The 13,875-nt window shown below is 35.9% G+C and carries 14 protein-coding genes; all 14 read left to right on the forward strand.

All coding sequences use genetic code 11. The features are described from left to right. Positions 1-12: 12 nt before the first annotated feature. The 14 genes from G7Y57_RS07120 to G7Y57_RS07185 all read left to right on the forward strand — a co-directional run bounded on the left by G7Y57_RS07120 (position 13) and on the right by G7Y57_RS07185 (position 13,872). Complete coding sequence (locus G7Y57_RS07120) at positions 13-1,113, forward strand: EpsG family protein (protein ID WP_165021573.1); 1,101 nt, start codon at positions 13-15, stop codon at positions 1,111-1,113. Beyond that, positions 1,113-2,219 (forward strand): glycosyltransferase family 4 protein, encoded by a 1,107-nt coding sequence (locus G7Y57_RS07125; protein ID WP_185153928.1) that lies wholly within the window; start codon positions 1,113-1,115, stop codon positions 2,217-2,219. The genes G7Y57_RS07120 and G7Y57_RS07125 overlap by 1 nt, the downstream gene beginning before the upstream one ends. Beyond that, positions 2,200-2,829: a sugar transferase gene (locus tag G7Y57_RS07130; RefSeq protein WP_165021576.1), complete on the forward strand. Its 630-nt coding sequence runs from the start codon at positions 2,200-2,202 to the stop codon at positions 2,827-2,829. The genes G7Y57_RS07125 and G7Y57_RS07130 overlap by 20 nt, the downstream gene beginning before the upstream one ends. Positions 2,830-2,906: 77 nt before the next feature. After that, positions 2,907-3,533, forward strand: coding sequence for an acetyltransferase (locus G7Y57_RS07135; protein ID WP_165021578.1), 627 nt, complete (start codon positions 2,907-2,909; stop codon positions 3,531-3,533). Next, on the forward strand, positions 3,534-4,724 hold the full coding sequence (locus G7Y57_RS07140; protein ID WP_165021580.1) for a DegT/DnrJ/EryC1/StrS family aminotransferase: 1,191 nt from the start codon (positions 3,534-3,536) through the stop codon (positions 4,722-4,724). Positions 4,725-4,844: 120 nt separating this feature from the next. After that, positions 4,845-5,576 (forward strand): polysaccharide biosynthesis/export family protein, encoded by a 732-nt coding sequence (locus G7Y57_RS07145; protein WP_165021582.1) that lies wholly within the window; start codon positions 4,845-4,847, stop codon positions 5,574-5,576. A 55-nt stretch (positions 5,577-5,631) separates the two neighbouring features. After that, positions 5,632-8,046: a GumC family protein gene (locus G7Y57_RS07150; protein WP_165021584.1), complete on the forward strand. Its 2,415-nt coding sequence runs from the start codon at positions 5,632-5,634 to the stop codon at positions 8,044-8,046. A gap of 52 nt (positions 8,047-8,098) precedes the next feature. Next, positions 8,099-8,275: a hypothetical protein gene (locus G7Y57_RS07155; protein WP_165021586.1), complete on the forward strand. Its 177-nt coding sequence runs from the start codon at positions 8,099-8,101 to the stop codon at positions 8,273-8,275. A 31-nt stretch (positions 8,276-8,306) separates the two neighbouring features. Next, positions 8,307-9,293: a hypothetical protein gene (locus G7Y57_RS07160; RefSeq protein WP_165021588.1), complete on the forward strand. Its 987-nt coding sequence runs from the start codon at positions 8,307-8,309 to the stop codon at positions 9,291-9,293. 84 nt (positions 9,294-9,377) lie between these two features. Further along, a complete protein-coding gene (locus G7Y57_RS07165; protein ID WP_165021590.1) occupies positions 9,378-9,650 on the forward strand; it encodes a PqqD family protein in 273 nt (90 codons plus the stop codon). 14 nt (positions 9,651-9,664) lie between these two features. Beyond that, positions 9,665-10,774 carry a nucleotidyltransferase family protein gene (locus G7Y57_RS07170; RefSeq protein WP_165021592.1) on the forward strand — a complete coding sequence of 370 codons (1,110 nt, stop codon included), beginning with the start codon at positions 9,665-9,667 and terminating at the stop codon, positions 10,772-10,774. Positions 10,775-10,797: 23 nt separating this feature from the next. Beyond that, entirely contained in the window at positions 10,798-12,477 is a 1,680-nt protein-coding gene (locus tag G7Y57_RS07175; RefSeq protein ID WP_165021595.1) for an ABC transporter ATP-binding protein, read from the forward strand. Between the two features lie 55 nt (positions 12,478-12,532). Continuing rightward, complete coding sequence (locus tag G7Y57_RS07180; protein ID WP_165021597.1) at positions 12,533-13,399, forward strand: hypothetical protein; 867 nt, start codon at positions 12,533-12,535, stop codon at positions 13,397-13,399. A 5-nt stretch (positions 13,400-13,404) separates the two neighbouring features. Continuing rightward, positions 13,405-13,872, forward strand: coding sequence for a S24/S26 family peptidase (locus G7Y57_RS07185; RefSeq protein WP_165021599.1), 468 nt, complete (start codon positions 13,405-13,407; stop codon positions 13,870-13,872). The last annotated feature ends 3 nt before the right edge of the window (positions 13,873-13,875 follow it).

The raw sequence follows: 13,875 nt of genomic DNA on the forward strand, positions 1-13,875 counted from the left end.
TCAGAAGCTAATATGATTGATTACATCCCCACATATTTATATACTGATTACTTTAACTATTTGGTGTTCGCTTTAATTATAGTTGCCGCATTCGAATGTTTTTCGGGCAGGTTATTTAAGCCTGAAGTGAGAGCGGTAAATAATATAATTGGCTTCATCGTCATTATCGCAGTGATTTTATATATGGGATTACGTCCCATCTCATATGTATTCGGAGATACTGTAAACTATGCGCACTCGTTTTATCGATTGCAAATGAATATCGATCAGTTCCAAATACTCAAAGATGGAGAATGGTTTTTTAATACTATAATGTTTTGGTTTGCTAAATATAGCAATGTCCATTTCTTCTTTTTGTTTTGTGCAACAACGTATGTAGGGGCGCTCTGGTGGGCATTTAAGCGTATTTTCAGAGAAGATTATCTGATACCATTTATAGTCGTAATGGCTATGTTCACATTTTGGAGTTACGGAGTCAACGGAATTCGGAATGGGATGGCTGCTTCAATAATAATTTTAGCCTTGACCTTTAGACGGAATATTACTATAATGGTAATATTGTCTATTTTGGGGTTGGGGATTCATAAATCCTTATACCTCTTACTTATAGCGGCAGGAATGGCATTCTTCATAAAAGACTCTAAAATATATTTTTGGATTTGGGTAGGTTGCATTCTTCTTTCGCTAATTGTAGGTAATTCCGTTGCAAATATACTCGCCGGGAGCAATTTGATCGAAGATGACCGTTTTGCAGGTTATATTTCAGGTAATAATAGTGAAGATGTTTTCAGTTATACCGGTTTCAGGTGGGATTTTTTATTATACAGTGCAATCCCTGTTTCAGTTGGGTATTATTTTATATTCGAAGAAAAATATACAGATAAATTCTATATATGGCTATTCAATATTTACTTAATGACCAATGCTTTTTGGGTTATCGTAATCAGAGCAAGTTTTTCAAATCGTTTTGCACAAATATCCTGGTTCCTTATACCGTTGATATTGATTTATCCATTATTTATGAAAAAGTTTTGGAGTGATCAGCCGATTAAGATCGGGTACACTGTGGTAATTTCCTACCTATACACATTTTACCTAGTATTTGTCAGTTGATGAAAAAAATAATACGTGTGGCGGCTGCACCCATTTCACTTGATATATTATTGCGCGGGCAGCTTCAATTTTTGAATAATTACTACGAAGTAGTAGGAGTTGCATCACCGGACAAAGAAATACATAGGAAAATATCAGACAGAGAAGGAATACGTACTGTTGAACTTTGTATAGAGCGCAGAATATCACTACTCAAGGATTTGAGAGCTCTAATTAATTTATATATACTTTTTCGCAAAGAGAAGCCGGATATAGTGCATTCGCTGACTCCTAAAGCAGGATTGCTCTCTATGGTAGCGGCTTGGGCAGCTAAAGTGCCCGTAAGGATGCATACATTTACCGGGCTTATTTTTCCATGGAAAAAAGGGTATATGAGTAAACTACTCAAAACAATGGATCAATTAACATGTATAGCTGCTACACATGTTATTCCTGAAGGAGAAGGAGTAAGGAAAGAACTGATAAATATTTGTAAAGCGAACAAACTATCGAAGGTTTTAGCCAACGGTAATATCAATGGTATAGATGTGGAATATTTTAAACCCATCCCCAAGATTTCGGATAATACCGTTACACGTTTTGTTTTTGTCGGTAGAATTGTACGCGATAAAGGAATAGAAGAATTGAAAGAAGCTTTTGAACGATTGGACAATGCCGAGTTGGTTCTAGTGGGTCCTTTTGAACAAGATATTGATCCCCTAAGCGATAGTTGTCATAAGTGGATTAGGCAAGGAAACCGAGTAACAAGTGTCGGATTTAGAGACGATATCCGCCCATATCTCGCAGATGCCGATGTTTTTGTGTTCCCCTCTCATCGTGAGGGTTTCCCTAATACACCTCTTCAGGCCGGATCTATGGGACTCCCTACTATAGCAACGAATATTTGTGGATGTAACGAGATTATTATCAATGGAAAGACAGGTTTTCTAATTGAACCTCATAATATAGATCAGCTCTACCAAGCTATGAAATCACTTGCCGAAGATGCTGCATTAAGAAAGGAAATGGGTTTGAATGCCAGAGTACATATTGTTGAAAAGTTTTCGCACCAGAATGTGTGGAATGCATTATTACAATTTTATCAGAATGTATCGCAACTTCATTAAACGAATCTTTGATATTGTAGGGTCTGTTGTTGGGCTTGCATTATTGTTACCTGTATTATTGTTCATAAGCATATTCTTAGCTATCGCCAATCATGGATGCCCTTTCTTTTTTCAGGAAAGACCCGGAAAGAATGGGAAAGTTTTCAGAATTGTTAAGTTTAAGACAATGAACGATAAACGGGATGAGAATGGAAAGTTATTACCCGATTCAGAAAGAATTCATCCAATAGGACGGTTTGTGAGGTCAACCTCCATAGACGAACTTCCACAAATGATAAATGTGTTACTCGGTCATATGAGTTTCATCGGTCCACGTCCGTTGTTGAAAGAATACCTTCCATTATATACATCTGAACAGGCCTGCCGCCATAAAGTGCGACCGGGAATAACTGGATGGGCACAGGTGAACGGACGAAATACCATTTCGTGGGAGCAAAAATTTGAATATGATGTATGGTATCTCGACCATCTGAATTTTAAATTAGACATTCAAATTATATGGATGACAATACAAAAAATTGTGATTCGCGATGGAATTAATTCAAATGAGAATATAACTATGATTCCTTTCGATACATATTGTCAACAATTTCAATCAGACTTGGAATAAGTAATCGTACTTGGTGCACTCTACGCAAAAGATTGAATATTAAGCTAAAAATAAGGATGTCAAAATAATACAATTACATGAAAAACTTAATTGTTTTTGGTGCAGGAGATCTTGGTAAATTCATTGTATATAACATAGAAATGTTTGACAATGAATATAATATACTGGGTTTTATAGATGAGGATGTAAATAAAGTGGGGGGTGAGCTTTGCGGGTTGCCGATATTTGGTATAGGCTATTTGCAATCTAACAAAATAGATAATTTATGTATCGTTATAGCCATGAGCTCTCCGACGGCAAAAGAGGCAATCTCAAAAAAACTAAATCCCTATGATGTGGAATATCCAAACTTTATATCTCCTAATTCCTGGCTGTCAAAAGGGGTGAAAATAGGACGTGGAGTTTTAATATATCCGGAGAGTTCAGTTGATTTTGAGACAGAAATAGGAGATTTTGTTACAATTAATGCTGGATGCTCTATTGGTCATAATGTTACAGTAGGACAATTCGCAACATTGGCTCCCGGCGTTAATCTTGCAGGATTTACGAAAATAGAAGAAAAAGCTAATTTGGGTATAGGATGTTGTTCCATACAAAAAATCAAAATAGGTAGTTGCAGTATAGTAGGAGGTCAGGCGATGTTGATAGAAGATGTTGAGTCTGGAAGAACTGTAGTGGGAGTACCTGCCAAAATAATCAAGTAAATGGAATCAAAAAAAATATGGTTGTCTATCGCCCAAATGGGTGGTCACGAACTACAGTACATTCAAGATGCTTTCGATAAAAATTGGGTGGCTCCATTGGGTCCGAACGTAACCGGATTCGAAAAAGATCTTGAAGGTTTTCTTAATCAGGAATGCCATGTTGTAGCTCTTAGTGCCGGAACAGCCGCCCTCCATCTGGCTATGGTACAATTGGGCGTAGGTTCGAGTGATGAAGTTATATGCCAATCATTCACATTTTCGGCATCAGCCAATCCTATTGTATATCAAGGTGCAACACCAATATTTGTCGACAGTGAGGCTGATACATGGAATATCTCTCCCAAATTACTGGAAATAGCTATTCTTGATAGGAAAATGAAGACAGGGAAATATCCCAAAGCGATTATTGTAGTGGATCTTTATGGTATGCCTGCGAAAATGGATGAGATTATTACCATTGCATCACGATACAATATTCCAATAATAGAAGATGCAGCAGAAGCATTAGGATCTGAATATAAAGGGCGTAAATGTGGCACATTTGGAGAATTCGGAGTACTGTCATTCAATGGAAATAAGATGATAACTACTTCGGGTGGTGGAGCTTTGATCTGTAAAAATACAGAAGAGGCACAGCAAACTGTTTTTCTTGCAACTCAGGCGAAAGAAAATAAGCCGTATTATCACCATGAAAAAATAGGCTACAATTACAGACTAAGCAATATCTGTGCAGGAATAGGTCGGGGGCAGATGGAAGTACTGTCACAGTATTTGTCGCGAAGGCGAGAGATTCATGCTCTATATTCAGAATTGCTGGCTGATGTGGATGAAATAGCTGTTATGCAATGTCGAGACAAGGCATTTAATTCTAACTATTGGTTAACCTGCATTACTATCGACAATACGATATTAGAAGTAACAGTAAATGATATTCGCTTGTATCTCGATTCTGTTAATATCGAGTCACGGCTACTTTGGAAACCGTTGCACATGCAGCCGGTATTTGATTCATGTCCTGCATATATAGATGGCACATCAGAAGAGCTTTTCCGCAAAGGGCTTTGCCTGCCTTCCGGTTCGGCACTGACAAATGATGATGTAAAGAGGGTGGTGACCGAGTTGAAGAAATATATATACAATAGTAAGACAGAAAAGTCAGATCGGCAGACCGAATTAATTTCGGCAAACTAGAGGTGAGGTATATATAGATACCATCTCTACTTTATATTCACCCAAGATAAAAGATATGACCAAAGAGCAAGCATGCCTTCTGTTCTTTAGTTTAAACAGATAAATTACAAAAAAAGAATTATGAAAATTCCATCTAAATTATTTATAGGAATACTTATCACAACTTTACTTAGTTCTTGTTCGTCCAAGAAGGTCGTCTATTTTCAGGATATTGATAAGATTGATATGAAAAATCTTACTGCTTATCATAATTATGAGCCTAAAATAAAAAAAGATGATATGATTGGTATCATTGTTTCAGCTCCGGACAAAGAGGTTGTTGCGCCTTATAACAATGATCCAATGGTCTACATGGTTGATATCGATGGTTATATAGCTTTTCCTGTATTAGGGAAAATTAAAGTTGAAGGTCTTACTTTGCGAGAACTGTCCAATTGGCTTACTGACACGATATCCAAAGATGTGAAGAACCCTATTGTTAATGCATCTTTCATGAACTATAAAGTAACAATATTGGGAGAAGTGCGTACGCCGGGAACTTATGTTATGCCAAGCGAAAAAACAACGATCCTACAGGCTTTGGGTATGGCCGGAGACCTCACTCTGGGGGGAAAACGTGACGATGTATTACTAATTCGCGAAATAGATGGTAATTACAAGCATATAAGAATTGACCTTAGGAAATCTGATATTTTATCTTCTCCATATTTTCACTTATGTCAGAACGACGTTATTTATGTGGCTCCAACCTCATCCCGTACATTTTCGGGATCGAGTCAATCTACCATCATTCCATTAGTTGCCTCTTCTTTAGGATTGGTGATATCAATGGCAGTTTTGATTTTCAATTAATTAAGCAATTACTGTGTTGTAGGCTATATTCCAATAAAAATATTTTGATACAATCATGACTGAAAGAGAATTTTTGAACGATAAGGAACGAGCAATCAAAGTAGATTATCGTAAAATAAGCACTATTTTATGGAACATGAAGTATATATTACTCATGTCTATAATATTATGTCTGACAGGGGCTTATTTTTATATTCGCTACACTACACCGGTCTATAAGAAGAATATAACTGTAGTTCTCAAGAATCAACAAACTCAGTATTCCGATAATTATCAGCTAATATCTAATACTTTGGGTATAGGGAATAAGACTAGCCCCGATAATCAGATATTTATATTGAAATCGGCAACATTGATGAGCCGTGTTGTTGAGCTGGGTAATTTTAATGTTAGGTATTTCAGCAAAGGTCGTTTTATTGATAAAGAGCAATATACAGACTCTCCTGTTAAGTTTTCGTTTAAACCCAAAGCCAATTATGAGAAGGTTGACATTAATCTGGAAATAACATTTTCGACAGGGAAAGAAATATTTATAGACTCTTTGATAGTAAATAACGAACCAGTATCATTACCTGCCCGAAAAATTAATTTCGGACAAATCGTTAACACACCTGTTGGTAGTTTCAATCTAACTGCACAAGAAAATATAGATGTTTCCAAACTAATAGGCGAGATGCGTATTACTCGCTCGAATGTAGAAAATGCTGCGAGAGCATTGACAGGAGCTTTGGAAATAACCTCTTCGGCCCAACAGCCGGATGCTTTAATTATCTCACTAAGAGAAAAGCATCCCAAACGAATAGAGGATATACTGAATATGCTAATAGACGAATATAATATTCTGACTAAGGAAAACGATAGTCAAAGTATTCTCAGTACGATATCATTCCTCGATGAACGCATCATGGGACTGGAGGATGAACTGGAAGAAGTGGAAGGATCGTTTACCAAATATCAAACAGCAAATGAGTTGGTTGATCTTGGTTCGCAGTCTCAGATTGCAATGAACTCTGAACAAGGATATAAAGAACGCTCGAATGAACTCAGATTACAACTTAATCTATTGGCTAATATTAAAAAATCTTTTGAGAGTAATGTTCATGAGCTTATTCCAGCCAATATAGGTATTACTGATGGTACTCTAAACATGTCTATCTCACAATATAATCAATACATTATTGATCGGAACAGGATGTTAGCAGGATCTAGTGAGAATAATCCTAAGGTTCAAATAGTAAACGATTTGATTGCTACTTTGAGGAAGAATATTAAGCAGTCAATAGATAATTTAGAGGCTGGTTACAAACTCCAGTTACAATCTACAACCAGACAACAAAATTTAAATCAACGCGAATTGATCGCAATGCCTTCAAAGCAACTGGCCCTAACGCGAATGTCACGTTTACAGCAAGTAAAGGAGCCGCTCTATACTCTCTTACAGCAAAAAAGGGAAGAGGCATTACTCATGTTATCATCATTGTCTAATCAAGCTTATGTTGTAGATAAAGCCTTTGGGTCAGACTTCCCAATTTATCCAAAAGGGGGGGATATATATATGCTTGCATTGATTGTATCAATTTTTGTGCCTGTGTTCATTGTGTTGATTATGAATATATTTCGTGATAAAATTATTTTTGAAAAAGATATTACAGATCGAACAGACATTCTGTTATTAGGAGCTATTCCTTCGGCATTGAAGAACAGAAAGTCGCCGATGAAAGCCCATATAATAACGGCTACAGGTCGTGATCCCCTTACCGAGAGTTTCCGCATGCTGCGAACCAAATTAGAGAACTTTACTATCAATAAGAAAAAACAAGGAGGGTTAATTCTTCAGATTTCTTCTTCGGGACCGTGGGAGGGGAAAAGCTTTGTTTCTATTAATATGTCTTTATCCTTAGCATATTTAGGAAAAAAGGTTCTATTGATTGGAGCAGATCTACATAAGCCGGCACTTAGTAAATATCTGGGGATAGATAGTAAAGAGAAAGGTTTGTCTACGTATTTGGCAGGTATGGTGGACGACATACATCAGGTCATAATTCCTCATGAAAGTACCCCAAATTTAGAGATTATCCCGGCGGGTCCGATACCACTAAATCCGAGTGAATTGCTCTCTCTTCCATTATTAGAGAAAACGTTGGACGAGTTGCGCAATGAGTATGACTATATTATAATTGATTCTGCTCCATTTCTAGTTGTTTCTAGCGGATTCATTATCAGTAAATATGCTGATTGCACTTTGTACATCGTAAGATCCGACTACACCAAATTTTCGGCTATAGATGCTCTGAACAGTATAGTTAAGGAGGGTAGTTTGCAATCAGTAATGCTTTTGTTGAATGCAGTCAGTTTTAATAAAAAATCAATTTATGGTGTTAGTCGTTCCGGGCAGGCTTATGGTTATGGATACGGCTATGGCTATGTTGAACATAATAAAAAGATTAAAAATAAAAATAACTATAATTAAAAAAAATCTTGAGCGTTTTTTAACCCATAATATTAACAAAACAAAGAACAAAATGAAAAGCGAAGAAAAAGCAATGAAAAAAGAGTATGTATCCCCTCTTATCGAGATTATTGAGGTGGATGTGGAAGAAGGCTTTGCCATGTCTGTGGAAATAAAAGGAGCTGCAAATGATTTTACTACAAACAGCTTCGGTAACGGAGACGGAGGTAGTACAATGGGAGATTTTTAACTAAAGTATGACGACTAAAAAAGAAAAAACGATGAAGAAAATAATATTTGCTACATTAACGTTAGCAATTGGCTTATGGTCATGTTCGCAAAGTGAAGAAAATGAGAAAACTGACAATACTGACAATACTTCGCATGGTTATGTAAATGTAACAATAGGTACCGAATCGGGAAGTCTCAAAAGTATAGTGGCTCCCGGAGGAGCAACTAGTTGGGATCTTGTTGACCAAGTAAAGATTCTAGATGTTGATGGTGTAGAGCAACTGTTTTCTTATGCAGCTGAAACACCTAAAAGTTCAGCTCAGTTTTCTGGAAGACTGAAATCCGGACAGGGTAAGCAGGTTTATAGAGCGTACCATGTTCCTAAGAAATCTAAGGTTACATTGAAGAATGGTCATATTCTAGTTGTAGGAAGAGAAAATATTGAAATAACCGAAGATAAAGCGACTAACAATTCAGCTCTATTTGGTATGTATTGTCCAATGGTGGCCACTCCTTTTGAATTTGATGCTGAAAACACAAAAGATTCTAAATTAGCTCAATTTTATCATTTGGGTACAATGATTGAAGGTCGAGTTAGTCTGAGAACTCCTCAAGATTCAAAACATTTGGACAAAATGTTTGACAAGATAGTGTATGAGGTTAAAGCAATCGGTTCATATCCCTTCTATACCGAAATAGAATTAGACTTAAATAAACTAACGACTTCTTCGTTGGTTGAAGATTTGAATGATTGCATAATACCTAACAAAGCTGTGAAAACAGATTTAATGTCAACGACTATAAATATGCAAGCACGTTCTATAAGAAGTCTTATGGAAGAGTATAAATTATTGGGTTCTTATGCTATTCCAATATTTGCTCTTCCGACAGAAGAGGGCTTTAACTATACAGCAACCATCTGTTTCTATAATCAAGGGAAAGAACAATTGAAACTACAAGGTAGTGGTGTAGCAACGAGATTGAATCCGGCAGGATTGAATATTTTGAATTTCGATTATAAGAAAATTGTCGAATAAAAATTACCTTAATTAATACTGTAAAGGATTATTATTGCTTCTGTAGAATAATAATCCTTTATATTTTTTTCTAAATATATCAATATGAGAATTCGAAAAGGTTTTAAAATACAGTCTGTAGGAGGAGAGAATATTATACTGTTGCAGGGTACATACGGTGTTGATACCACCAAAATAGTATCGTTCAACGATACATCTCTTTTGTTATGGAATATCTATGAAGATAAGGAGTTTACAGCAGAAGATATAGCCGCCTCTCTTGTGGAGGAGTTTGGTATAGAAAGAGAGCTGGCCACTAAGGATGCTATAGCTTGGATTGATGTATTAGTTCAAAACAGACTGATCGAGCAGCAATGATAAATTCAGTAAATATGTTTTTTTCACTGCTTCGGCTGAGTCTGAATGCTGATAAAAACAAAATAGATCGTTGCTCATCAACATTTGTTGGTGCAGAAAGTAACGATTGGGAGCAATTGTTTGAACTTTCTGTAAGACAAGGAGTGCTATTATTGTGTTATGGTGGTTTACAGTACTTACCTAAAGAGTCACAACCGCCTCGTAAATTGAAGTTGCGTTGGTGTGTAAATGTAGTAAAAGGCTGTGAACGATACGACCATTATAAATGTATTATTGCGAAGTTATCAAATTTACTATCAGAAAATAATATAGCTCTTCTTATAATTAAGGGGGTTACCATATCTGAATTATATCCTGTTCCATATTTTCGAGAGAGTGGCGATATAGATATTTATTTGTTCAAGAAAGCCGAACAAGCTAATGATCTGATCTCATCTCTCGGAATAAAAAAAGAGGAGGGAATAGAGAAACATTCCATTTTTATAATAGATGGGATACCCATAGAAAATCATTATACATTTTTTGATACTGCTTTACAATTTCAAAGAGAAAGCCAATTGTATCAGAAAATGGAGATTATGCTTAACGGCATGTTCTCTCAAAATACTTGCCCTACTATAAAGAGGGATAATATTTATCAGCTTCCGCCACAGGCGGCGGCTCTTTACCTAATAGGTCATACGTTCAGACATTTTTGTTGTCTGGATGTAAACATTAGACAGATGTGTGACTGGACAATGTTTTTCAGTAAAAACGAAGAATATATTGACAGTGAGTTGTTAGCCTCTCAAATAGACGAATTGGGGTTAAAAGAATTTGTATGCCATATCAACTCTTTCTGTTCTAACTATCTTGGATTCAATCCCTATTTCATAATTCCACAAAAAAGAGAAGCAGCAACAGAAGAATTTATCTTGAAAACAATAATGCGGTACAGAGTCAATCCTAAAATACATATCCCTGTTTTTGGTGTATTGCACTATCTTTTCCGCAGAAATAATATATATAGAAAATATTTGGGTAAGGTAGATATTACAGAATTTTTACTCCCTGAGATCAAAAGCTATTTTGCCTATCTGTTAAAACATAGATGGCGTTCTACAAATAAAACATCGAAGATCTAATTCAGTTCGAGCCTATTTTTGCCATGAATATAAATTTATACATTAAATTGCTCCCTCATCAATTCCGAAAGAGAGCGATTGGAATAGTCATCATTGGGATACTGAATAGATTGTTAGATCTAGTTGGCTTAGCTTCGTTGTTGCCAATCATTATCGTAATTATGAATCCATCGAGTATCAAAGGCGGGGATTCGTTTATGGCTCGGCTATTCCAACTCATAGGATTGGATTCTCTAGCTCAATTCGGTATCATGTTGGGGGTAGTTGCTTTGGTATTATTACCATTCAAAAGTATAATTACAATTTGGCTCGGAAATATTCAGAATAAATATTATCTGGAAATATATAAACATTACTCCCGAAGACTTTATAATTATTATCATAACAAGGGACTCTTATTTATACGCCAGACGTATTCATCACAGCTGGCATTTCACATCAATGGTGCTTGTTATGGATTTGCGACAAACATTATCAAAACCATTTTGGATTTGATGTCTAACTTCGTAGTAATGTTATTATTGATCGGCTTTTTAGTCTGGCTTGCTCCTATGACATCTTTGATGTTACTGGCTGCTCTGGTGCCTATTTCTTTGATATATTTGGTAATTGTCAGAAATAAACTTAAAAAAATTGGGTCCGAAGCATACGAAGCTCGTCGCAAACAAGCTCAGATAGTTCAGGAGAGCCTAAAGGGATATGTAACATTAAAAGTTAATGATTCATTTGAGAGAACAAATGAAGACTTTAATAAGGGACTTGATACGATATTTAAAGCAGACATTAAAAATATTGTTTATAAGCAAATTCCATCAGTGATTTTTCAGATATGCACAGTTATTGCACTGATTATTTTGCTTGTTGAAGGAACGACTAACAACACTTCTGTCAATTCTTTCATAATCTTTGGATTTACAGCTATCCGAGTAATGCCATCATTACTAGCTATGGTAAACGGTTGGCACACTCTTCAGAATAACCAATACATAATTGATGTGATTAAAGGGATAGAAGAAGATGATAATAAGAACAATAATGAAGAGATTTCCCAACCTATAAATTTAAGTCAACAAATAGAACTAAGGGATATAACTTTTGGTTTCGAGATCGATACACCTGTCTTTTCAAATTATTCTTTAAAGATACATAAGGGTGAAACTATAGGTTTTAGAGGAGTCTCCGGAGCTGGGAAGAGTACCCTATTCAATCTGCTATTGGGATTCTATGTTCCCCAGAAAGGTGGTGTATATATTGACGGAGTTAAGTTATCCTCTCAAAACAGAAAAAGTTGGCATAAGGAGGTCGGTTATGTAGAGCAGGATGTCTTTATAAAAAATGATTCTCTAACTAAAAATATTGCGATGTCAACGGCTGAACCGGATAACGATAAGATATTGGAGATATTTGACCAAGTGGGACTTAAGCCATGGTTTGAGAGTCTTAAAGATGGCTTAGATACGATTATAGGAGAGGGAGGAGCAACCGTTAGCGGAGGTGAAAAACAGCGGATTGGGATAGCAAGAGCATTGTATAAAAATCCGAAAATTCTCTTTGTTGATGAAGCCACATCTGCTCTGGATACAAAAAGAGAGGAAGATATTGTTTCTTTACTACACTCTTTAACTTCTGATAATTTCACTCTTCTGATCATTTCGCATCGGGAGAGTACACTCCAATTCTGCAATCGCATAGTAGACATATAATTATTTCACTATAACAACTGAGTGAGAAAATTTTGGTTTTGACAGTTTTAAAATAATGAGAAAAATATATTCGATAGCCGGCTTGAAAGTGGAGCTGAGTGGAGAAAGTACTATGCAACAATTGACTAGATTACCCGAGTTTGATGTATTCGAAATCGATGATCAAAGTGAAGTTAATATTGATATTTTCATCCGCATGGACGAAAATGTGGATGCTGCTTACTTTACAGAAGTTTGCCATGTTCATCGTTTTAACGTATTGGATATAGAGCACTCTTTTTCGACTTGTAAAGAAGGGTATCTCTATGAAATGCACCGGCAGGATGGTAGTAAGATTGTAAGCGTTATCTATAATCCGCATAGCAATGATGTTTTAATGTCTTCTTGCAACTGTTCAATATCTATCAAATTTGCCATGTGGATTGCGTACTCTTTACCGGCAGTGAAAGAAAAAGTGCTTCCAATACATGCATCAACGATCGTCAAAGATTCGGAGGCCGTTCTATTCCTTGGTGAGTCAGGAACAGGTAAAAGTACACATACAAGATTATGGTTGCAATATATTGAAAATACTTACTTACTGAATGACGATTCACCTCTGTTACGTATCGAAGGCGACAAAATATTTGTTTGTGGGTCTCCATGGAGCGGTAAAACCCACTGTTACCGGCAAGAAATAGTTCCATTAAAAGCAATGGTCAGACTAAGTCAATATCCGGAGAATAAAATGAGTTGCTCAAGTAAGCTAAATTCTATTGGGGCTATATATCCATCTTTTCCTCCTTTTTTAGCATACGATGGGTCATTCTCCGAGAAAATAATTTATTGCTTAGATAAAATTCTTAAAGATACACCTGTATATGAACTAAAATGTCGTCCGGACAGGCAAGCGGCTGAGGTCGCATATACTACAATATATTGATTTATATGGCTGTGAAAGAAATATCCAATAATCTGTTTTTTACTAATGTTAGAAATATTATTAATTCGGGCAATTCGGTAGAACTGAAAATTAAGGGGACAAGTATGTATCCCACTTTGTTAAATGGTGAACATAAAGTGGTACTAACATCTTATCAAAAACAATATCTGAGGATTGGTATTATACTTCTCTTTGTGTATAAGGAAAAATACATATTGCATCGTCTGGTGTCTATCAATGAAAATCAGCTAATACTTCAAGGAGATAATCAGCCATATATTAGAGAATATATTGAGGAGAAAGATATAGTTGGTATGGTAGAATACATTATTAGCCCTACAGGTAAAGTTACAGACTGTAAAAAACGTCGTTTTTTTGTTCAAAATAGATTGTGGCGACCAATATATCAATATCATTTATTCTTCGTTAGAAAAATGAAAGGTTTTTTCATTAAGACTTTTGCATATACATAATCA

The sequence above is a fragment of the Dysgonomonas sp. ZJ279 genome (assembly GCF_011039205.1).
Taxonomy (GTDB): Bacteria; Bacteroidota; Bacteroidia; order Bacteroidales; family Dysgonomonadaceae; genus Dysgonomonas.